The sequence below is a fragment of the Cupriavidus sp. 05N40 genome, from assembly GCF_056397305.1.
Genome location: NZ_JBFTND010000125.1, coordinates 1 through 21048, shown reverse-complemented (window position 1 = coordinate 21048; position 21048 = coordinate 1). Strand labels below are relative to the sequence as shown.

General features: G+C 63.3%; 19 protein-coding genes and 3 pseudogenes. 9 read left to right on the top strand and 13 right to left on the bottom strand.

Going from position 1 to position 21048, the window contains the following annotated elements; all coding sequences use genetic code 11:
- The 4 genes from AC1DO7_RS25920 to AC1DO7_RS25905 form a co-directional block, all read right to left on the bottom strand.
- Positions 1–572 (bottom strand): ABC transporter substrate-binding protein (locus tag AC1DO7_RS25920; protein ID WP_477116718.1); only part of this gene is annotated, 572 nt, incomplete at its 3' end.
- A 74-nt stretch (positions 573–646) separates the two neighbouring features.
- A complete protein-coding gene (locus AC1DO7_RS25915; protein WP_441624413.1) occupies positions 647–1936 on the bottom strand; it encodes an NAD(P)/FAD-dependent oxidoreductase in 1290 nt (429 codons plus the stop codon).
- Between the two features lie 28 nt (positions 1937–1964).
- The gene (locus tag AC1DO7_RS25910; protein ID WP_013956691.1) at positions 1965–2630 is read right to left on the bottom strand and encodes a haloacid dehalogenase type II; all 666 of its coding nucleotides are present in this window, start codon (positions 2628–2630) and stop codon (positions 1965–1967) included.
- Positions 2631–2852: 222 nt separating this feature from the next.
- Positions 2853–4376, bottom strand: coding sequence for an aldehyde dehydrogenase family protein (locus AC1DO7_RS25905; protein ID WP_441624416.1), 1524 nt, complete (start codon positions 4374–4376; stop codon positions 2853–2855).
- 449 nt (positions 4377–4825) lie between these two features.
- Here AC1DO7_RS25905 and AC1DO7_RS25900 point away from each other — a divergent pair, with 449 nt between their 5' ends.
- From AC1DO7_RS25900 to AC1DO7_RS25890, 3 genes are read left to right on the top strand one after another with little or no spacing between them, the layout of a single operon-like run.
- A complete protein-coding gene (locus AC1DO7_RS25900; RefSeq protein ID WP_477116717.1) occupies positions 4826–5200 on the top strand; it encodes a (2Fe-2S)-binding protein in 375 nt (124 codons plus the stop codon).
- The gene (locus AC1DO7_RS25895; RefSeq protein ID WP_441624483.1) at positions 5197–6597 is read left to right on the top strand and encodes an FAD/NAD(P)-dependent oxidoreductase; all 1401 of its coding nucleotides are present in this window, start codon (positions 5197–5199) and stop codon (positions 6595–6597) included. The genes AC1DO7_RS25900 and AC1DO7_RS25895 overlap by 4 nt, the downstream gene beginning before the upstream one ends.
- The gene (locus tag AC1DO7_RS25890) at positions 6594–7760 is read left to right on the top strand and encodes an NAD(P)/FAD-dependent oxidoreductase (protein ID WP_477116716.1); all 1167 of its coding nucleotides are present in this window, start codon (positions 6594–6596) and stop codon (positions 7758–7760) included. The genes AC1DO7_RS25895 and AC1DO7_RS25890 overlap by 4 nt, the downstream gene beginning before the upstream one ends.
- 155 nt (positions 7761–7915) lie before the next feature.
- Here AC1DO7_RS25890 and AC1DO7_RS25885 read toward each other — a convergent pair whose 3' ends face one another.
- The 4 genes and pseudogenes from AC1DO7_RS25885 to AC1DO7_RS25870 form a co-directional block, all read right to left on the bottom strand.
- On the bottom strand, positions 7916–8266 hold the full coding sequence (locus AC1DO7_RS25885; protein ID WP_441624266.1) for a cupin domain-containing protein: 351 nt from the start codon (positions 8264–8266) through the stop codon (positions 7916–7918).
- An 85-nt stretch (positions 8267–8351) separates the two neighbouring features.
- Positions 8352–9053: an HAD-IA family hydrolase gene (locus AC1DO7_RS25880; protein ID WP_477116715.1), complete on the bottom strand. Its 702-nt coding sequence runs from the start codon at positions 9051–9053 to the stop codon at positions 8352–8354.
- A 117-nt stretch (positions 9054–9170) separates the two neighbouring features.
- Positions 9171–9512, bottom strand: a pseudogene (locus tag AC1DO7_RS25875) (FAD-dependent oxidoreductase); the annotation flags it as partial.
- 31 nt (positions 9513–9543) lie between these two features.
- Positions 9544–9636: pseudogene (locus AC1DO7_RS25870) on the bottom strand (FAD-dependent oxidoreductase); the annotation flags it as partial.
- Positions 9637–10026: 390 nt separating this feature from the next.
- On the opposite strand from AC1DO7_RS25870, the gene AC1DO7_RS25865 reads away from it, so the two are divergent.
- Complete coding sequence (locus AC1DO7_RS25865) at positions 10027–10962, top strand: LysR family transcriptional regulator (RefSeq protein ID WP_441624263.1); 936 nt, start codon at positions 10027–10029, stop codon at positions 10960–10962.
- A 141-nt stretch (positions 10963–11103) separates the two neighbouring features.
- Here the strand turns inward: AC1DO7_RS25865 and AC1DO7_RS25860 are convergent, their stop codons facing one another.
- Positions 11104–11973: a cupin domain-containing protein gene (locus AC1DO7_RS25860; protein ID WP_441624261.1), complete on the bottom strand. Its 870-nt coding sequence runs from the start codon at positions 11971–11973 to the stop codon at positions 11104–11106.
- Positions 11974–12369: 396 nt separating this feature from the next.
- On the opposite strand from AC1DO7_RS25860, the gene AC1DO7_RS25855 reads away from it, so the two are divergent.
- The 3 genes from AC1DO7_RS25855 to alr all read left to right on the top strand — a co-directional run bounded on the left by AC1DO7_RS25855 (position 12370) and on the right by alr (position 15036).
- On the top strand, positions 12370–13227 hold the full coding sequence (locus AC1DO7_RS25855) for a GNAT family N-acetyltransferase (protein ID WP_477116714.1): 858 nt from the start codon (positions 12370–12372) through the stop codon (positions 13225–13227).
- Between the two features lie 52 nt (positions 13228–13279).
- A complete protein-coding gene (locus AC1DO7_RS25850) occupies positions 13280–13813 on the top strand; it encodes an aminotransferase class V-fold PLP-dependent enzyme (protein ID WP_441624258.1) in 534 nt (177 codons plus the stop codon).
- Between the two features lie 113 nt (positions 13814–13926).
- Positions 13927–15036 (top strand): alanine racemase, encoded by a 1110-nt coding sequence (gene alr / locus AC1DO7_RS25845; RefSeq protein WP_441624256.1) that lies wholly within the window; start codon positions 13927–13929, stop codon positions 15034–15036.
- A gap of 87 nt (positions 15037–15123) precedes the next feature.
- On the opposite strand, the gene AC1DO7_RS25840 is transcribed toward alr, so the two are convergent.
- The 4 genes from AC1DO7_RS25840 to AC1DO7_RS25825 all read right to left on the bottom strand — a co-directional run bounded on the left by AC1DO7_RS25840 (position 15124) and on the right by AC1DO7_RS25825 (position 20183).
- Positions 15124–15420: a hypothetical protein gene (locus AC1DO7_RS25840; RefSeq protein ID WP_441624254.1), complete on the bottom strand. Its 297-nt coding sequence runs from the start codon at positions 15418–15420 to the stop codon at positions 15124–15126.
- 246 nt (positions 15421–15666) lie between these two features.
- The gene (acs, locus tag AC1DO7_RS25835; protein WP_441624253.1) at positions 15667–17649 is read right to left on the bottom strand and encodes an acetate--CoA ligase; all 1983 of its coding nucleotides are present in this window, start codon (positions 17647–17649) and stop codon (positions 15667–15669) included.
- A gap of 439 nt (positions 17650–18088) precedes the next feature.
- Positions 18089–19204: a porin gene (locus tag AC1DO7_RS25830; RefSeq protein ID WP_477116713.1), complete on the bottom strand. Its 1116-nt coding sequence runs from the start codon at positions 19202–19204 to the stop codon at positions 18089–18091.
- A 322-nt stretch (positions 19205–19526) separates the two neighbouring features.
- Positions 19527–20183: a response regulator gene (locus AC1DO7_RS25825; RefSeq protein WP_441624249.1), complete on the bottom strand. Its 657-nt coding sequence runs from the start codon at positions 20181–20183 to the stop codon at positions 19527–19529.
- A 452-nt stretch (positions 20184–20635) separates the two neighbouring features.
- Here AC1DO7_RS25825 and AC1DO7_RS25820 point away from each other — a divergent pair, with 452 nt between their 5' ends.
- On the top strand, positions 20636–20797 hold the full coding sequence (locus AC1DO7_RS25820; protein ID WP_441624247.1) for a hypothetical protein: 162 nt from the start codon (positions 20636–20638) through the stop codon (positions 20795–20797).
- Between the two features lie 66 nt (positions 20798–20863).
- Positions 20864–21048: pseudogene (locus AC1DO7_RS25815) on the top strand (hypothetical protein); the annotation flags it as partial.

Sequence of the window (21048 nt, the reverse complement as noted above, 5' to 3'; positions counted from 1 at the left end):
GCATTGGGGCTGGTGAGCACCACCGTGACCTCGTTCGGGCCGGTGGCTTTCACGCTCTCGATCTGCTCGGCCAGCACCTTGGCCTTGGAAGCGGTGGCGGGGTCCTTGTGGCGCATGATCGAATACACCACGTCGGCCGGGGACAACGCCTTGCCGTCGTGGAAGGCCACGCCCTTGCGCAGCGTGAAGACCCAGGTCTTGGCATCGGTGGTGTTGAACGATTCGGCCAGGGCAGCCCGCGGCGTCAGGCTCCTATCGAGCGAGGTCAGCCCGTTGTAGACCATGTTGCAGCGCACGTAGTCGTTCTGGTTCGACTGCTTGGCCGGATCGAGCGTATCGGAGGCGGCTCCCGTGGCAACGGCCACGCGGATACGGCCACCACGCTTTGGCGTCTCTGCATGGGCCTTGGCGGCCATGCCAGCCAGGCTGCCGGCCAGCGTGGCCTGCATGCCGCCCGCCAGCAGCATCGCCAGCACGTCACGCCGCGTGRCTCCGCGCTTGAGCAGATCCATCACACGAAGGCTTTCGCCGGGACCGACAATGCTCTCGAACTCATTACCGCTATCGTTCATGGTTGGTTGTGCTCCTGATTATTCTGAGAGGGAAACAGCGGGATCGCGGCGAAAGCTCAGCAGGTGCGCAAAGCTCAAGCAAGCCGGTCCTTGAGCTGGTAGTACAAGCCCACCGCAGGCAGGAACCACGGCGGGCCAAAATGCCCGGGAATGGCGGGCCAGTCGCGCTCGCGCCACGGATTGGCAGCCGCGTCGCCGGCCATCACCGCAGCCATGCGCTCGCCCATGTGCACCGACATCTGCGTGCCATGCCCGCTATAGCCCATGGAGTAGAACAGGCCGTCGTGCTCGCCTGCATGCGGCAGGCGGTCCTGCGTCATGTCGACCAATCCGCCCCAGCAATAGTCGAGCCGGACGTGGCCGAGCTGCGGGAAGATCTGGGCCAGGCCGGCGCGCAGGATCTCCCCGCTGGCAGCATCCTGCTGCGGGCTGGAGACGGCAAAGCGCGCCCTGCCGCCGAACACCAGCCGGTGGTCGGGCGTGAGGCGGAAGTAATGGTGAATGTTCGCCACCGTGACATAGGTACGGCGTTTGGCCAGCAGTGCCCTAGCGCGTTCGACGCCCAGCGGCTCCGTGGTAACGATGAAACTGCCGATCGGCACGATGCGACGGCGCAGCCAGCCGAAGCTGCCGTAGCCGCCGTGGCGCGATGCCCCGGTAGCGAGCAGCACCTGCCGGGCCAGCACCGTGCCGCGCTCGGTGTGCAGGCGGTGCACCTGGCCTTGCACACGCTCGATGCGGAGCACGCAGGTGCCAGTGTGGATCTGTGCGCCATGGCGCTGTGCTGCCACGGCCAGTCCTTGCGCGAAGCGGCCCATATGCATCTGGCCGCTGCGCTTGTACAGCAGGCCGCCGTGAAAACGCTCGCTCTGCACCTCGGCACCCACGCGCGCCGCGTCGAGAATTTCCACGTCGGTATCCACGCCGTCGACGACCAGGCGCTCGGCGCTGCGCCGCAGCGCGTCCATCTGGTGAGCCTTGGTGGCGAGCTTGAGCTTGCCGTTGCGCTGGAAGTCGCAGGCAATGCCCTCGTCGCGCACGATACGCTCCACGGTATCGACCGCGTCGTCATAGGCGTGGTACCAGCCGCGGGCGCGTTCCACGCCCACCCTGGCAGCCAGCTCCGCGTAGTCCACCGCCAGCCCGTTGTTCACATGGCCGCCATTGCGCCCCGAGGCCTCGGGCGCCACGGTGGCGCCGGCCTCCAGCACCACCACGCTGGCGCCACGCCGCGCCAGCGCCAGCGCCGCCGAGAGCCCCGTGAAGCCGCCGCCGATGATGGCCACATCGACCTGCGGCGGCAGATTGTGCGCGTCCAGTACCAGTCTTGGCACCGAATCGTTCCAGTAGGAATCAAGCTTCATGGTGGGGATGGAACTGTGGAAGCTCAATTCAAAGGCCGACGACGCCGGGCAGGCCACCGATATCCTGGATCTCGGTGTAGCGGTACGCCGCGTTGCCCGGGCCGTGACCACGGTTCACGAAAACCTTGTTAACGATGCCGATGTCGTCAGCCGACATCAGGTCGTAGCGCAGGCTCGACGACACGTGCAGCACATCCTCCGGGTTGCAGCCCAGCGAGTCGAGCATGTACTCGAAGGCCTTCAGGCGCGGCTTGTAGGCCTGGGCCTGCTGCGCGGTGTAGACGCGGTGGAACGGCGCGCCGAGCATGGCCACATTCTTCTGGATCTGGGCGTCCGAGGCGTTCGACAGGATCACCAGCGGAATCTCCTTGGCCACCTTGGCCAGGCCAGCGGGCACATCCTCATGCGGGCCCCACGTCGGCACGGCGTCGTAGTATTGCTGGCCATCGGTGTCGAAGTACTGGATCTTCCACTTCTTGCACAGGCGGCGCACGGCGTTCTTCAGCACCACTTCGTAGGGCTGCCAGTCGCCCAGTACCTCGTCGAAACGGTAGGCACTGAAGTCGGCGATGAACTGCTCCATCTGCTCGGCAGGGATGCGATCTGCGAACAGTTCGCGCGTCATTTCGCCCATGCGGAAACGCGTAAGCGTGCCATAGCAGTCGAAGGTCACGTACTTGGGACGGAAGGTCATGGTCTCTGATCCTCAGGGTTTTCCGGTCGGCGACCGGGGTGGAGCCGCGCATTGTCCGGCGCAGGCGACAGAATTATTTCGAAAGGATTAAAGCACGCGGCCGCATAGCGTTTATATGGAAATGAGGCCGTGGCACGCGGCGAAACTGCGGTTTGTCATGGGTCCCGCGGCAGGTCATGCGGTTGGCACCGCAGGGGTGCGCAGGCGAGTGATGACGCACCGCTAACGCGCCGCAGCAAAATCGATCAGCACGCTTTTGAAGCGCAAATTTGCCTCTACGGCCTGGCGCCCCAGATCCTTGCCGATGCCCGACTGGTGGTAGCCGCCGGTGGGAATCACAAAATCCGAACTGCGCCCGTAGCGGTTGATCCACACCGTGCCGGCGGCGATGCCGCGCATGGCGCGCAGCGCTCTTCCGATATCGGCAGTGTGTACGCCGGCGGCCAGGCCGTAACGCTCGTGCGAGGCGAGCGCCAGGCCCTCTTCTTCGTCGTCGAACGTTTGCACCGTGAGCACCGGACCGAAGATTTCCTCCTGCACGGCAGGATTGTCCGCCCGCACGCCTTCGATCAGCGTGGGCTGGAAGTATGCGCCGCCCGGCCCGCCGTCGAACAGCCCGCCGCCGCTGCGCACCTGCGCGCCCGGGCAGCACGCGCGCTCGACGATGTCGAGGATGCGCGCCGCCTGTGCTGCCGAGATGATGGGCGGCAGCGTCGCCGCGTCATCCCAGGTCGCACCGGGCCGCAGCGCGGCAAAGCGTGCCGCGATGCGCTCGACCAGCGCCTCGGCAATGCCGCGCTGCACAATCAGGCGCGAGCCCGCGACACATACCTGGCCTGCATTGCCGGTGATGGCGCCGGCAATGATGCCTGCCAGCCGATCGAGGTCCGGCGCGTCATCGAATACCAGTTGCGGGCTCTTTCCGCCCAGTTCCAGCGTGACTGGTTTGGGGCCATGCGACGCGCAACTGGCCATGATCGCGGCGCCCGTTTGCGTCGATCCCGTAAAGGTCATTTTCGAGATCAGGGGGTGGCGCGTGAGCGCATCGCCCGTGGTCCGCCCGTCGCCCTGCACCACGTTGAACAGGCCCGGCGGCACGCCCGCCTCGATCGCCAGCTGGGCCAGGCGCACAGCGGAGAACGGCGTCAGCTCGGAAGGCTTGAGCACCACCGCGTTGCCGGCGGCAAGCGCCGCGCCCACCTTCCACGACACCATCACCAGCGGGAAATTCCATGGGGTGATCGCACCCACCACGCCATATGGCTCGGCCACCACCATGCCTAGGTGATCGTGCTGCGTGGCCGCCACGTCCCCACCGACCTTGTCGGCATATTCGGCGAAGAATCGCAGGCCTTCGGCGGTGAAAGGCACATCCCAGGCCGAGGCAGCGTGCACCGGCCGCGTGGAGCACACCGCTTCGAGCGGCGCGAGACCCTGCACATCGGCTTCGATCAGGTCGGCCCAGCGACGCAGCACGCGCGCTCGCTCGCGCGGGGCACGGCGCGCCCAGTCGCTGGTACGCCACGCCTTCCACGCGTCCTGCACCGCCGCATCCACAGCGGCGGCGTCAGCCAGCGGCAGCTCGGCATGCACCTGGTTATCGGAGGGGCGCCGCACGGGGATGCGGCCGGCATCAGGCACGAGCCGCCCGCCAATGAAATGGCCCGAGGGAACGGAGACTGTCTGGGGGTCGAATATTTGCACGGAAGGAGGGGCGCCGCGTGCCGGCACCGATAGTGGATTCATGCCTCCATGCTAGACAAGAAGTCTCAGCATTTGTCTCCGTTACGGACCGCGCTACCGCATCGAATTGCGAAACTGCCACCCGAGGCGGACGATTCTTGCATCCCTCGGATAAACCCGAGGGCATTCTGGCTCCGCGCGAACGATATGGCCCAGGATAAGTCCGATCGATCACCACAACGACATCGCCATGCACTGCGGCATGGCGCCGGACCAATGGCTGGACAGCCTTGGCCTGCTGCGCGAGGCTGCCGGAAGCCCTCTGCCAAACAATCTGCTGCCACGGCCCGCATAACAGCAGCGTGCTTCGCTCAGTCCCCTGAATGCAGCACCACGCCATGTGCCACTCGCCCTAAGCTTGAGGCACAGGCCAGCCTGTTGTGAAGTCCGCAAAGCCCATTCAGTCAGTCCGGTCAGCCCATTGTTTCCAAACCAACGCCGAGCCGCCGCCCATGCCCGACAACGCTCCCCCACTGCCCGCGCGATTCMTGCGGCTGGCAGAATCCGACCGCCCCGCCATCACCCTGCGCATCGATGGCCGCAGTGCCACCGCCCTGGCGGGTGACACCCTTCTGGTCGCACTGCTGCTGAATGGCCGGCGCGTGCGCGACAGCGAATTCGGCGACGGCCCGCGTGCGGGGTTCTGCCTGATGGGCGCMTGCCAGGACTGCTGGGTGTGGACACCCGCGGGCGAGCGCCTGCGCGCCTGTTCCACGCCGGCCGAGGCCGGCATGGAGGTACTGACCCGTCCGCCCGCGCACCACTGGCCCGCGACGCCGGACCTGCAGGAATCGCTCGCGCGCCACGCGCCGGGAGCCACCGCATGAGCACGCCGTCAGCATYGCCCCGCATCGTCGTGGTCGGCACCGGCCCCGCCGGCGTACGCGCGGCCCAGGCACTGGCGCAGGCCGGACTGCGCCCTACCGTGATCGACGAAGGCCGGCGCGACGGCGGCCAGATCTACCGCCGCCAGCCCGAAGGCTTCMAACGCTCCTACGCCAAGCTCTATGGCAGCGAGGCCGACAAGGCCCAGGCGCTGCACCGCGACTTCGACGCGCTGCRCGCGCGGATCGACTACCGTCCCAACACGCTGGCGTGGAACCTGACCGAGGGTGAGTTGCACGTCGTGTGCGGGGACGAGCCGCAGACGCTGCCCTTCGACGCMCTGCTGGTGTGCTCCGGTGCCACCGACCGGCTCATGCCGGTGCCCGGCTGGCACCGCGCCGGCTGCTACAGCCTGGGCGCTTCCCAGATCGCGCTCAAGGCACAGGCCTGCGCCATCGGCGCGCAGGTCGTCTTCCTCGGCAGCGGGCCGCTGCTCTACCTGGTGGCCTCGCAGTACGTGCAGGCCGGCGCGCGCGTGGCGGCAGTACTCGACACGTCCTCCGCCAATAAGTCCTGGGGTGCCATCACCGGCCTGCTGGCGCGCCCCCGGCTGGCGCTGCGCGGCCTCGGACTGATCCGCGGCCTCAAGCATGCCGGCGTACCGGTGCTGCAGGGCGTGACGCCGCTGGGCATCGACGGCGATGACCGCCTTGGCGTGCRGGSCGTGACCGTGCGCGATGCGCGCGGACGCGAGCAGCGCTTCGCSTGCGACGCCGTCGGCCTGGGCTGGCACCTGCGCGCCGAGACGCAACTGGCCGACCTCGCGCGCTGCGAGTTCGCCTTCGACCCCGTGAGCCGCCAGTGGCTGCCGCGCATCGACGCGGACGGCCGCAGCAGCACGCGCGGCGTCTACCTGGCCGGCGACGGCGCGCGCATCCTCGGTGCCGATGGGGCCGAAGCCGCGGGCCGGCTCGCGGCGCTGGCGGCGCTGGCCGACCTGGGGCATGAGCGGGGCCGCGCACAATACGCCGCGGAATCGGCTGCGCTGCGCCGCAYCCTCGACCAGATGGACCGCTTCCGCCAGGGGCTGGCGCGCGCCTTCCCGTGGCCGCACACGCAGGCCGCCGCCCTGCCCGATGCCGCCGTGGTATGCCGCTGCGAGGCCGTGACSGTGGGCGAGCTGCGCCGCTGCGTGAGCGAACTGGACAGCCAGGAAGTCAATCGGGCCAAGGCCTTCAGCCGCGTCGGCATGGGCCGCTGCCAGGGCCGCTTCTGCGGCCATGCCGCGGCCGAGATCGTGGCGCAGGCCTGCGGCATCCCGATCGAACAAGTCGGTCGCCTGCGCTCGCAGGCACCGGTCAAGCCACTGATGATGAATACACACGAGGTGAAGGCATGAGCAGCACGGCATCCAAGACGCACGACGCCGATGTGCTGGTGCTCGGTGGCGGCCTGATGGGCACCACCACCGCCTTCTTCCTGCGCCAGCAGGGCCTCTCGGTGGTGCTGCTGGAGCGCGAGCTGGTCGGGCGCCAGGCCAGCGGCACCAACTTCGGCAATGTGCGCCGCCAGGGACGYGCCCTGCACCAGATGCCGCTGGCCAATCGCGCGCGTGCCGTCTGGGGCCGCGTGAAGGAACTGCTGGGCGARGACCTCGAGTTCGTCCCGTACGGCCACCTGCGCGTGTGCTACACCGAACAGCAGGCCRCCGTGCTCGAGCAACAYGYSCGCGACGTGAAGCCGCTCGGRCTGGAYCTGSAGCTCTTCAGCGCCGAGCAGTTGCGCCGGCGCTGGGGCATCTTTGCGCCCGGCGTGGTGGCAGGYTCGTACTCGCCGCAGGACGGCCAYGCCAACCCGCGCCTGGCCGGCCCGGCCTTCGCGCGCGCCGCGCGTCGCGCCGGCGCGCAGATCGTCGAGCATGCCGAGGTGATGCAGGTCGAGCGCGACGCCAATGGCTTTGTCGCTCACACCGCCGATGGCCGGCGCTTTCGCGCACCGCAAATGCTGGTGGCGTGCGGCGCCTGGTCCAACCGCATGGCCGAGCAGTTCRGCGAGGGCGTGCCGATGGACGCGCGCGGCCCGCAGATGGGCGTGACCGAGCCGCTGCCCTATGCCATCGGCCCTTCCATCGGCGTTTCTACGCCGATCGAGCATGAGAGCCTGTACTTCCGCCAGATCTCACGCGGCAACATCGTCTTCGGCGGYGGCCTCAAGGGGCCGGCGTACACCGASCGCATCCGCGCCTACGTGAAGCCCGACAACGTGCTGCGCCARCTGCGCGAACTGCGCCGCTTCGTGCCGGCCTTCGAGCATGTGCAGCTGATTCGCGTGTGGAGCGGCATCGAAGGCTATACCCCCGACTGGCAGCCGGTGATGGGCCCCAGCGCCACGGTGCCCGGCCTGTACTACGCCTTCGGCTTCAATGGCGAGGGCTTTGCGATCAGCCCCGGCGTGGGCGAAACCATGGCGGAGCTGATCGCCACGGGCCGTACCTCGATTCCGCTGGAGCCTTATGCCATCGRGCGCTTTGCGCGTGCGCAGGTGCTGCTGGAAACGAACTGATCCAGTAATCGCAACACAGCCTGACAAAGCCTGCGTGCCGCCGGTTTGCCCCCTCTCCCGCTTGCGACTCGCACGCGAGAGAGGGGCGTATGCGTCGCCTCGTGGCTCTATTCAGATGCGCGAGCGTGCAATGATCGTCCCCGCTCGCGTGCCGCTCACTGCAGAATCACATAGACCTTTCGCAGGGGTTCCAGGATCTCCCAGATGCCGGTCGTGTTCGCCGGGAAGAACAGCGTATCGCCGGTCTTGATCCGGATAGGCGTCCCACCCGTCGGCGTAAACAGGCATTCACCGGCAAGGATGTGCATGACTTCTGCTTCCGGAACTTGCCGTTCGTAGGCGCCGACTGTGCATTCCCAAAGGCCGGCCCGGTTCTGTCCGGCGCTCTCGATGTCAAACTTGAAGCTGCTGGTGCGGCACGGTGGTTGGCTTAACGGTCTGCCGACAGGACCGTCGTCGGTGAGGTCACTGCAAGACGCGGAATGCGGAATGATGGCAATGGGCATGGAGATCAGGGAGTGAGATGGATACGAGACGGCGGACGAGCAAGGGCGGTGCGACACAGCGACACCGCCTCCGGGTAGGACTGCGTTACTTATCGTCCTCGACCGCATCGGCCAGTTGCGCCAGGGAGTGGAAGTGGTAGTCCGGCTTGGTCAGCTCGGGCACTYCCATGGTGCCGCCAGATCCTGGCTGTGCATGACGGCGCTCGATCCAGCAGGTCTTCAGCCCAAGCTTCTTCGCAATGCCGATGTCGTGATATTGGCTCTGCGCCACATGAAGATTGTCTGCCTGCTTGTAACCCCATTTGCCGTCATAGCGGCCACGCGCATAGGCGAAGTACTGAGGATCGGGCTTTTCCGTCAGGGCATCGTCACAGGTGACCGTGTCGTCGAACGGGAAGTCCAGCGTCTTCTCGAAGTGAGTCAGTGCCCAGCGCTGGGCGTTGGTCATCGCCACCAGCTTGAAATGTTTGCGCAAACGCTTCAGCGCCTCGACCGAATCCGGGAACGCCTTCCAGTTGACCACGGAGTCCCGCAGGCCACAGGCGAGTGCGTCGGAGTCGGGGAGGCCAAGGCTCTGCGCCATCAGGTGCCAGCAACGTTCCAGGTCATCGGGATACCACATCGTCTTGTCAGCGGCGCGGGTACGGCGATAGGCGGCCAGGAAATCCTCATCGCTGATGGGGCTGCCGGGCACGGCGCGACGGAAGTAGTCGAGCATCCCGCCCTCGAAGTCAATCAGCGTGCCAACCACATCGAACGTAAGTACCTTGAAGTCTTTGAGTGCCATGAAATACCTCCGCTAGTAAAGAAGAGAAAGAAAACTGCCGACTGGTCGCGTATGGAGGCGACCGCGGTGCCAGACATCGAAACAAAGCTTGATCGGGCCACTTCCGGTTCAGTGGGCTCACGACACCAGGTCCTTGAGCTTGAAGTACAGGCCGACGGCGGGAAGGAACCACGGCGGTCCCAGATGGCCCGGGATGGCAGGCCAGTCGCGCATGCGCCAGGGGTTGGCCAGGATATCCCCCGCCATCACGCGGGCCATGCGCTGCCCCATCAGCACGGCCATCTGCGTGCCATGCCCGCTGAATCCCATCGCGTAGTAAGGACCGTCGCGCTCGCCGGCGTGCGGCAGGCGGTCTTGCGTCATGTCGACCAACCCGCCCCAGCAATGCGTGATCGCCACGTCGGCAAGCTGCGGAAAGCCCTCCGGCATGGTGGTGCGCAGGATCGTTGACSTGGCCGCCATTGCGGCCCGACGCCTCCGCTGCAATCGAACCCTGCGCTTCTAGCACCACGACATTCGCACCCTGCCTGGCCAGCGTCTGGGCCGCGGACAAGCCGCAGAATCCCGCGCCGACGATCGCCACATCGACTTTGGCGGGCAGCTCGGATGCCGCGCTCGGGAACGGCGCAAGGCCATGGTGCCAATAGGGGTCGGAAGAGCAAGGCGCGCCCGCGTGGGCAGGGTCCACCAGGATGCCCCTGCGGGGGATCAAAACGTTCCGTGATGCGTCCGACGCGGCCGGTCCGGGTGATGCCTGCGCCAGTTCCGACGAGGCCGCGTTGGCGTTCAATGTAATAGGAGCGGCCAGGTAGCCATCGCCTCCCTTGCCGCCGGCAAATTCGACTGCCGATAACCCGATGTGACGCACAGACACGGCCTTGCCCCGATAATCCGTTGTACGATGCACAAAGTGTAGAGAGCCCCTGCCAGCACGACAACATCCCAATTGTTGGGCCGAACATAATCTGAGGTTATGGCAAATTTCCGGCGAAAACTTCCCAGCGCCAATGCCCTGTTCGTCTTCGAGGCCGCCGGGCGCTGCGGCAGCCTGACCAAGGCCGCCGCCGAACTCTATGTCAGCCAGCCGGCCGTCAGCCGGATGCTGGCGCGCATGGAAGACCGCATGGGCGTGCGGCTCTTTAATCGGGTACGTGGGGGCGTCGAGCTGACCGAGAACGGTCGCCTGCTCCATCGCGCCATCACCGAAGGCTTCAACGTCATCCAGGCGTCGATCAGTGAAATCGAAACGCGCGCAACCGGACTGGAGACCGTCACGCTCTCCGTTTCGACGGCCTTTACCACGCACTGGATCATGCCGCGCATGGAAAAGCTGCGGCGGGACTTTCCCGGCGTCGACCTGCGGTTCCAGCTGGTCTCCGGGAAGGTTGGCGGACCTCTGCATGACGTCGACCTGGGGCTGCGATTTTTTTCCCCAGGCGAGGCAGCGCAAAACAGCGTGTTGCTGATGCCGGAAATCATCGTGCCGGTGTGCAGCCCGGCCTATCGGGACGATACCGGCCGCGACAGCGACGTCCTCATCAACCTGACCGACAGCAACCGTGACTGGCCGACGCTGTTTCCCGAGCTCGGTCAGCGCAGCCGGGACTTTTACCACCTGAATTTTTCCGACTATTCGATCGTGGTGCAGACGGCGATGCTCGGCCAGGGCATTGCGCCGGGCTGGCTGAACGTGGTCACCCACTGGATGAGGCTGGGCGCGCTGGTGCCGGCCATCGCGCAGGTTCATGTCGCGAACCGGCAATGCTATCTGGTGCAGCAGGCGCCCACGTCCCCTCGCCCTACCGTAACCAGGCTGCGCGACTGGATCCTCGAAGAGACCTACCAGGATCTGGTGGAGATCGACCGCATGTATCCCGGCCTGCGCCTGTTGAAGCTGGTCGGACGCTAATGATGCCGCCTGCGGTGCAGTTCATTGCGCAGCGCATCCAAGGCACCATCAAATAAAAAGCCCACAGGCATGACTGCCTGTGGGCAAGGCTTCACAGTGAAGCGGAGACCACCAGTAAACGTCAACGGCTCGCAATACGAATCAGGCCGGCCGGAAAATTCCATAGACCTTGGTCACTTGCTCACGGCTATCCCAGCTGCACTGCGCATTCTGTTCGACCAGGAAGATATCGCCGCGCGAAAATGTCCCGCTACGGCCGGTTTCATCTTCAAACGTCACGCTGCCCTCCAACAGATACATCAGTTCGTAGTGGGGATAGAGCATCGCCCGACGATGGTAGGGAGTCGAATCCCAGGTGCCGCAGACGAACTGCCCGTCCTGAGAGCGATAGTCTGTGTAGTTGCGACAAGCTGGAGTCGGGGTGAGCAGCAACGCGGCCGAAGGTGCGCCGGACGGCTCCAGTGCCGGCTCTTCTGCGATCGGCAGCAGCGCGCGCGCTCCGGGGCGGCTGTCGTTGTAGCGCATGAAGATGATCGACACCGGGCACTCCGCAGACCAGGCGAACTCTGCGTCATGTAACAACACAGCGCTGTTGCCCGGACCCAGCACGACCGTGCGATCCGGCTGGGTCAGCGTCAGCTTGCCCTCGCAGACGATGATGAGTTCATCTGCCGGCTGTGCCTTTACCGACCCGCACCCGCCGTCCAGTGTGATAACGCCCACGGTTACCGGTCCCGGCGGCAAGTCCAGCATGCGACGGCGGAAAAGGAAGTCGTTTTCCTCGGAAGCGTCGGTGAAGGGAATACCGAGGGAATGGTCTTGCGCAAACGTGCGCAAATTGACAAAGGTAGCCGGCGTGGCGCGCACGGTGGAACCCTGCTGCAAATTCGACATGACTTGCTCTCGCGATTCAATGAGGATTACGCTGCGTAGCCATGAGCCGCGCAAACCTTCAATAGGGAAAAAGTTCGATCGGTGTAGGTGTGTCCCGACATGAATCAGCTCCGCCATGACGTCGCCTACGCCCCGGACAGAATTACAGCACCATCGAGCTTCTGAAGTATCCCGTTTGGACAGTGTCCACGCATAGAAACAGCGGCATTTAACGTGCCGTTCAGCATAATTTGCTGYATCCCGAACAAGTCGCTATTGATGGACGTCGGTCAATCCCCTTCCGTGCGAAAGCTGACTGCATCCCGCAAGCCCATTGGACGAGCGTGGGCGTAGCAATTTGTGCGGTATGGCGCTGACCCAACGGCATAAGCTCTGCGTGATGAAGCGGCAGTCAGGGGATCATGTGGAATCGCATTTGCGCCGTAAAGAGGCGGGAACACTGTGGCAAGATTGCTTCAGTTCGTAGTCCTGCCAGACGTGTTGCTGATTCGGCTTACTCAAAAGGAAGACACCATGCCAAGCCACGATATCCATGCGCCAGTTTCCTACCGCTCGATGAGCGAAGAGGACGTGCCCGCCGCACATGAGCTGTCGCAAGCCTTGCGCTGGCCGCATCGTGCCGAAGACTGGCAATTTGTCCTTCGCCTTGGAACCGGCTTCGTCGCCGAGCAAGCTGGCGTGGCGATCGGCACGGGGCTTTGCTGGAAGCAGGGACAGCAAGCATCGCTCGGGATRATCATTGTGTCGCCGGCACATCAAGGCAAGCGCATCGGCAGTGAGTTGATGCGCCTGGTTCTGGAAGCGCTTGGCAACCGCTGCACGCTGCTTAATGCAACCCCCGCCGGACAGCCGCTGTATGAACGCCTCGGCTTTGTCGCGACCGGCACCATCAACCAGCATCAGGGCACGATGAATGCCGTCGACCCGGTTGCACTTGCCGGAGGGGAAACGCTGCATCCGTTTGAGCCCGGCGATATCGAGACGATCATCGAACTGGGGAATCGCGCTACCGGCATGTCGCGGGGCGAAGTGCTGAGGGCATTGCTCTCCACGGCCGAGACCGTGGTGCTGAAGCGCAATGGCGAAGCGGTCGGATTTTCGGTCATGCGCCGCTTCGGGCGGGGCTATGCGATCGGGCCGGTGGTGGCCTCCGATAGTGAACGCGCGAAAGCCTTGATTGCCTGCTGGTCTGGCGCCTACACCGGGTCTTTCGTGCGAGTGGATGTCACGGGAACGAGCGGCCTGCAGGACTGGCTCGCGCAGGTGGGACTGGTTCAGGTGGATACCGTCGTGGCGATGGCACGTAATGGCGTGCCGCCGGCGGATAGCGCGCTCAAGCAGTTCGCAATCATCAACCAGGCGCTCTGCTGAGCCACGTCGAAACAGCCGCCATCTTATGACGGAAAAGGCAGGGGAATACCCAATGTCCAGCAGTCATGCCACCGATGAAGCATTCTGGGAACGCATTCGCGACGCGTATCCCAGGCAACAGCCGTTGCTGAACCTCAACAATGCCGCGGTCAGTCCCCCGCCGCTTGTGGTCGAACAGGCAATGATTGATGCCTATCGCCTCGTCAGCCATAACCCGGATGTCAACATGTGGAGCAAGCTCGACGCCGAGCTCCCCGCCATCAAGCAGCAGCTCGCGCAACTGGCCGACTGCAGCCCGGAAGAAATCGCGCTGAACCGTAATACTTCGGAGGGTCTGAGCACGGCCATTTTCGGCATACCGCTCACTGCCAACGACCAGGTCCTGATTTCTGCGTGGGACTATCCGAGCGCGTGCGCGGCATGGCAGCAGCGCCAGCAAAGGGAGGGCATCGAGGTTGCATGTGTCGATTTCGACCTGACGGCAAGCGACGAGGAAATCTTCAAGGCGTACGAAGCGGGCATCACGCCGAAGACGCGAGTTAGGGCGCCGTCACGGGCGAAGTATTACCACCAGAAAATGCCATAAATCCATCACCGCCGCGGCAATAGCTGGCGCGGAGGGAGACCCGCCTCCAGCGTGCCGTGCAAGGCATGCCGTGCCTTCTGTGCCAGGCGACCCGCCCACTATCCCGACAACCTATGCCACGTCCCATTGTCGCCACGATCCACCTGGATTCGCTAACCCACAACCTCGCGCTTGCCCGCCGCGCAGCGCCGTCCTCCCGTGTCTGGGCAGTAGTGAAGGCCAACGCCTACGGGCATGGGATCGAACGGGTCTACCCGGCATTGCAGGCAGCCGATGGCTTCGGGCTGCTGGAACCGCAGGAAGCCATCCAGTTGCGCGAGCTCGGCTGGAACAAGCCGATCCTGCTGCTGGAGGGCTTCTTCGACGACGCCGATGTCGCCTTGCTGGGCACCCATCGCCTGAGTACGGCGCTACATTGCGAAGCGCAGCTACGCATGCTCGAAGTGCTTGCGCCCGAGTACCAACTGGCGCCGCGTTCGCTGGACGTTTGCCTGAAGCTGAATTCAGGAATGAACCGGCTGGGCTTTAGCCCGTCAGACTACAGAGCAGCCTGGCAACGAATCAGGGCCATCGAAGCCATTCGTTCAATTACGCACATGACCCACTTCTCGGACGCTGACGGCTCGACCGGCATCAGCGGRCAGATGGAAGTCTTCCGCACGGCGACCCGTGGACTGCCAGGGGAGATCAGCGTGGCGAATTCGGCTGGCATGCTCTGGCATCCAGACAGCCGCACCGACTGGGTGCGCACCGGCATCATGCTCTATGGTGCTTCGCCTTCGGGCTGCTGGCGGGACGTGCAGGACCAAGGACTGCGGGCAGCGATGACATTGCAGAGCAAGATTCTGGCCGTGCAGGAACTGCGGCCCGGACAATCAGTGGGCTATGGCTCCCGCTACGTCGCTCCAGACACACGCCGCATCGGCATCGTTGCTTGCGGTTATGCCGATGGCTATCCGCGCACCAGTTCATCCGACATCGGGCACTATGCGCCGGTGCGGGTCGGCAATCGCGATACGCGGACGGTCGGACGCGTGTCCATGGATATGCTCGCCGTCGACCTGACCGGGTGTCCGGATGCCACACCTGGAACGTCCGTTGAACTCTGGGGCAGGCACGTTCCGATCGACAGCGTGGCTGCCGCAGCCGGAACAATCGGCTATGAACTGATGTGCGCCATCGCACCGCGCGTACGGGTGGAAGTGGAGCCGCTGGACTACTGACCGCGCCGCGCAGCGAACCGGTCTGCGTTGATCTRCAGACTGTCGGCTTTGCCCGAAAGCATGCACCGTGTCGCACGATGCATGCTGTCACTCATCGCCTGCATGGAACTCGGATACAAATGTCGGCGCTTCTTCCATGAGATAGCGTCCGTTCTGGCACACGTAGTACATGGCGTGATGGCCGCTACGTGCGAACGTCACACAGCAGGAATGCTCGAAGCGCCCGAAACGGGTGATGCCAATGCCGGGCGAACCCGGCCACTCCCATACGCGCTGTTCCTCAACGCAGTCCAAAACGCGGTGCTGAGTCCTGGGATGCATGGACGAATTGAGCATCATGTTGATGTACCCGAATACACCCAGCGAAGGGTAACGCTCCTGCATTGCCGTCCATCGTCGCTTAGGCGACATTGCAGACCTCCGTGTCCAGCTTGATGTTCCCTGCCTTCAGCACTTCATTTGCCTGCAGATGATAGTTCCAATGCCCGTCCTTGATCGTTTCGAGCATACGCTAGGGCTTGACAACGTTCGCCATCAGTTCCTGAGTCTCCTCGTATAGTCATTTGCTGACCAACGTGCATTGACCGGCCAGCCTCGCCCTGTGTACGAAGCGCCGGCCAGATCGCAAAATTACTGCGCGCGCCTGAGCTGCTCCAGGATGGCAGGATCTTCAAGGGTCGACAGGTCTTGCGTAATCTGGTCGCCCTTTGCGATGCTGCGCAGCAGCCGGCGCATCACCTTGCCCGACCGTGTCTTGGGCAGGTTGTCGGCAAAGCGGATTTCCTTTGGCTTGGCGATGGGGCTGATCTCCCTGGCGACCCAGTCGCGCAGCTCCCTGGCGATCCGCTGCGCTTCCTCGCCCTGAGGGCGGGCGCCCTTCAGCACGACATAGGCGCAGATGGCCTCACCGGTGGTCTCGTCCGGCTTGCCCACCACGGCGGCCTCTGCGACGCTCGGGTTAGCGACGAGCACCGATTCGATCTCCATCGTGCCCATACGGTGACCGGAGACGTTGAGCACGTCGTCGATGCGACCGGTAATGCTGAAGTAGCCGGTCTTTTCATTGCGCACCGCGCCGTCGCCTGCCAGGTAAAGCTTGCCGCCCAGTTCCTGAGGGAAATAATTTGTCTTGAACCGCTCCGGATCGCCCCAGACCGTGCGAATCATGGACGGCCACGGGCGCTTGATGACCAGGATTCCGCCTTGTCCGTTCGGCATTTCGTTGCCGGATTCATCCACCACCGCGGCCACGATCCCCGGCAACGGCAGCGCGCAGGAGCCCGGCAGCAACGGCGTCGCGCCAGGCATCGGGCTGATCATGTGCCCACCGGTTTCGGTTTGCCAGAAGGTATCGACGATCGGGCATTTCCCGTTGCCAACGTAGTTGTAAAACCACATCCAGGCTTCCGGATTGATCGGCTCGCCCACCGAGCCGAGCAGGCGCAGGCTGGACAGGTCATAGTGCTTCGGATGCACGTCYGGGTCCTTGTCGCAAGCCTTGATCAGCGCGCGGATCGCCGTCGGGGCAGTATAGAAGATCGTGGTTCGATGCTTGCGGACCATGTCCCAGAACCGACCGGCATTGGGGTAGGTCGGCACACCTTCGAACACGACCTGGGTCGCGCCCGCCGCAAGCGGGCCGTAGGCGATATAGGTGTGGCCGGTGATCCAGCCGATGTCGGCCGTGCACCAGAATACGTCGGAGGACTTGATGTCGAAGGTCCACTTCATCGTCAGCATCGCCCACAGCAGATAGCCACCGCATGCATGCTGCACCCCTTTGGGCTTGCCGGTAGAACCTGACGTGTAGAGGATGAACAGCGGATGCTCAGCTCCGACCCATTCCGGCGCGCAGGTGATGGGCTGATCGACGATCAGCGTATCCAGCCAGCGGTCACGTCCCGGGACGAGATCGATGCTGGCGCCGGTGCGCCTGTAAACGATAACGTTGTTGATAGTGTCGCAACCACCCAGGTCCATGGCTTCGTCGACGATCGACTTCAACGGCAGATGCTTGCCGCCGCGCACCTGCTCGTCGGCCGTGATCACCGCCACCGCGCCGGCATCAATAATCCGTTCGCGCAGGGACTTGGCAGAGAAGCCGGCGAAGACCACGGAATGCACCGCACCGATGCGCGCACAAGCCTGCATGGCGGCGATACCTTCGATGGACATCGGCATGTAGATGACCACGCGATCACCCCGCCCTACGCCAAGCGCCCGCAAGCCGTTGGCAAGCTGACAGACCCTTGCGTGAAGCTGCGCATACGTGATCCGCGTAACATGGCCGTCGTCGGCCTCAAAGACGATCGCTGTCTTCTCGGCATTGCCGTTCAACAGATTGCGGTCGAGGCAATTGTACGAAACGTTAAGCTCGCCATCCTCGAACCAACGGTAGAACGGAGCTTGCTCCTCGTTCAGCGTCCTGGTGAACGCCTTATGCCAGCTGATGAGGTCGCGCGCATGCCGGGCCCAGAAGCCTTCGTAATCTTCTTCGGCTGCAGCGCACATCGCCCGGTAGCCTTCCATGCCGGAAATGTTCGCGTTGTTGACAAACTGCACGGACGGATTGAATAGCTCGGGTTCCCGTTTCATGGGCGCGATGTCGGACATGGCTACTTCTCTGAGCGTTTAGAAAATTATCAACCGATGATCCAGCGGGCTGGTATCACCGGTGGCGATGTCTGAAGGGCATCATGGCGACGAAGGAATCGGCATAGCCCACGACAGTGATGGCTGTCGGCTACGGCGGTACGTACTTTGTATTTCCTCGCCATGAACAGCGAGAGCAGGCTCGCGATCCGGATACAGTATCGCATCGCAGCGCTGGCAGAAGCTGCCGAATACGCTTTGAACTTGCAATTTCCGGTGTTTTCTCGCCCGCAGTTGGAGGCCTGACGCTGCGCCGCTGTGGCTGACACGATGCGGAAGCCGGCGGCCAACGCGAAGCCGTCCCGGGACGGACGGCGCTCCAAACCTGGAAACTCTGAAGCCGAACGGAGTTGTATCAAGAACCCGGAGATGCCCCGGGTCTGCACTAACGGACTTAAGCTCAGAACTTGTGGCGGATGCCAACGACAGCGCCAAACTGGTTTGCACCCGGCTGCACGGCTTCGCTGCTCGCACCCAACTGGTCATTGAACCCGTTCACCCCCAGATTCGACTTGCCGCGGTTCAGTGCGTATGAAACCGTCGTGTAAAGATCCGTGCGCTTCGACAGTGCATAGTCAACCAGCGCAACGAACTGCCACGGATTGCCGGCGTTCGACTGACGCAGGTTCTGGTAGTACGCGGAGCCACTGACCGACAGCGCCGGCGATACCTGATAGCCAACGCCGACCCAACCGAGGTTCGACAATGTGTTGGTCAGCGCAACACCAGGCAGGGTGGCACCGTTGAACGCGTGGGCATATCGGTAGCCGCCGTAGAGCTTGGCAGGACCGAAGGTGTATGTCCCGGCGACTGCGGCCCGTCTGATCAGACTATTGGTCGAAAGAGCCGTGGCTGCCGACCGGTTCGACTGGTCGTAAATGGCGCCAACGGCGAATCCGCCCGCAGCATAGTTCACAGCGAACGAGTATTCACGCCCGTTGGTGAAATTGCCCGCGACCTCCTGGTTGTTATTGTTGAAGCTATACAGGCCAGTCACGCTCAGGCCGCCGAACGTCCCCATATACTTGGCGGAGTTGTCGGCGCGCGCCCCGCCCATGAACGGGTCTTGTGCACCGATGGAATAGCGGCTCGCGATCGCCATCGGGTCATAGGTAACGCCAAAGTCATAGAACGGCGTCGTGTGCCGGCCCAGGGTGAGCTGTCCCCACTGGTTCTGCAGACCGACGTAGGCGCCGCGACCAAAGAGACGGCCACCCTGCGCCGAGGTGCCGGTATCCAGGTTGAAGCCGCTTTCCAGCAGGAAGATGCCCTTCATGCCGCCACCCAGGTCTTCTACGCCGCGCAGTCCCCAGCGCGATCCGGACTGGTTGCCAGATTGCAGGGCCCAGAGATTGTTTCCCTGGGCACCGGCCGGTACGGTACCCGTCGAAGCAACGGCCTTGTTCAGGTATTCAATACCCACATCCGCAACACCGTACAACGTTACGTTCGATTGCGCATACGCGCTGGGGACCACCAGCAAGGCGACTGCAAGGGCCRACAGATTGATTTTCATGAAATGATTTCCTCGAAGAACAGTAAGTATCCAATTCGTATCGGTTCGAATTGGGGCGACTCGGATTCTGCATCTGTTTTTTGATAATTAACAATCCGTAGTTTGACCATCAGTGTTGCTATTTAATCTAAAGCTTCTTTTAGGCAACCGCCTATATCCGTCAGGCAAGTATCGGCTTAGGATGTGCGGTAGCTCTGCTGTCTCGTGTATGTTCATCAGCATATATCGACACTTTCCATGGCTTTGCAGTAGAGCCCGTACGGGGCTGCTCTTGGGCAGCCCCATTTTTTTCACACTACGGTTGCTAGCGCACCGCTTGTAGTCAGGACTCGATCACCGCGTGCCTGTCCTTGACAAGGTACATGGCCAGTTCAATTTCATTTCGCAGCCCAAGCTTGCTCATGGCCGAGCACTTCTGGACACTGATCGTCTTGACGCTGCGCTGGAATTTCCGTGCAATCTCCTGAAGCGGATAGCCTTGCGCCAGGAGACGAATTACCTCGCGTTCGCGTGGGCTAAGACGATCGTCGCACCGGTCTTCGCAAAGGTGGGGCGGTGCAATCAACAACCTCTCCGTGGCGGGGTCGATGTACTTGGAACCTGAGCGGACGGCTTGACATGCATCCGCCACGAACTGCAGATCCATTGATTTTGCGACAAACGCGTGGGCACCTTTCGCCAGCAATTGACGAACCAGGCCGTTTGGACGCGCCCCGGAGAAGACCACGATCTTCACCTTGGGGTACATCCGGCGTAGTCGCTCTATCAGGCGTAACCCGTCGATCTCTCCACCATAGTCATAGCCGATGATGACGATATCCGGCAGTAGCAATGCATGCTTCCTGAGTTCCAACAGGAGCCCATTGACGCTATCCGCGATGGCCATGACGTCAATGCCTTGACGTGCCATGTACGGCGCCAGTCCGGCGAGCACCACGGGATGATCGTCGGCAATCACAGCGGTAGTTTTGGTGGTCATCGCCTGGAAGCAGAATAGAGCCGCACAATCTTTAAGTACCCTTTCACACGGTCGACAAGACCGCTGAGCGGCTCGCCACGGCGCAGATTGTCCAGGACCGCCAGGGCTGCCGTGTCGTCTACATCGTGCGGATTCGTGGCGTATGTCATTGCAGTGGTGGCAGCGCCGGGCGAAAAGGGGAAATCATGATGCGATGAACACGCGAGCATCTGATAGGAAAAAATTACTGCATCCGGGCTCGCACCAAGATGACGCACTCCTAGGGTAAATCCCGACCGATATTGCGGTGCACATGCACGCGCGCTGAGCGCAYGGCATGCAATGCCAAATGGGACACATGAAACCGCAGCTATTACTGTCATGGCCCGGATTACCCCACTAATTGCTTGAGCGCACATGCTTCAATGTCGCATCCCACAAAGACCCTGGCCCCCGTTCCAGGAGTCATTGCCATGTCAGAGAAGAAGCCGTTCGAGAGCTTTATCGGCCCAGACGAATCAACCCGGATCATGAGCGCCCTGCACCACCGTTTTTCGAAATCTTTCAGCGCGAGGCGTTCCATACCGCAGCGGAAGCAGATCCAGGGCTTTTGCCAGATCCCACCGGGCGTCTGATGGGTGATTCGCCAGTCGATCACGTGCGACTCGCGGCCTGATTTACAAACTAAGAAAGGAGACACCATGAACCTGTTCATCTTGCGTCTGCTGGCGCGGCGCATCGGTCTGGCGCTGATCTCGCTACTGGCCGTCTCGGCCATCGTCTTCGCCATCACCGCGGTATTGCCCGGCGATGCCGCGCAGGAACAGCTCGGCCAGGACGCCTATTGCCCGGCGATGCCGCGCAGGAACAGCTCGGCCAGGACGCC

Excerpts from the sequence above, each read along its gene's own strand:
- AC1DO7_RS25915 (WP_441624413.1), bottom strand. The coding sequence starts at position 1,936 with ATGAAGCTTGATTCCTACTGGAACGATTCGGTGCCAAGACTGGTACTG.
- AC1DO7_RS25910 (WP_013956691.1), bottom strand. The coding sequence starts at position 2,630 with ATGACCTTCCGTCCCAAGTACGTGACCTTCGACTGCTATGGCACGCTT.
- AC1DO7_RS25905 (WP_441624416.1), bottom strand. The coding sequence starts at position 4,376 with ATGAATCCACTATCGGTGCCGGCACGCGGCGCCCCTCCTTCCGTGCAA.
- AC1DO7_RS25885 (WP_441624266.1), bottom strand. The coding sequence starts at position 8,266 with ATGCCCATTGCCATCATTCCGCATTCCGCGTCTTGCAGTGACCTCACC.
- AC1DO7_RS25865 (WP_441624263.1), top strand. The coding sequence starts at position 10,027 with ATGGCAAATTTCCGGCGAAAACTTCCCAGCGCCAATGCCCTGTTCGTC.
- AC1DO7_RS25860 (WP_441624261.1), bottom strand. The coding sequence starts at position 11,973 with ATGGCGGAGCTGATTCATGTCGGGACACACCTACACCGATCGAACTTT.
- AC1DO7_RS25850 (WP_441624258.1), top strand. The coding sequence starts at position 13,280 with ATGTCCAGCAGTCATGCCACCGATGAAGCATTCTGGGAACGCATTCGC.
- AC1DO7_RS25840 (WP_441624254.1), bottom strand. The coding sequence starts at position 15,420 with ATGCAGGAGCGTTACCCTTCGCTGGGTGTATTCGGGTACATCAACATG.
- AC1DO7_RS25825 (WP_441624249.1), bottom strand. The coding sequence starts at position 20,183 with ATGACCACCAAAACTACCGCTGTGATTGCCGACGATCATCCCGTGGTG.
- AC1DO7_RS25820 (WP_441624247.1), top strand. The coding sequence starts at position 20,636 with ATGTCAGAGAAGAAGCCGTTCGAGAGCTTTATCGGCCCAGACGAATCA.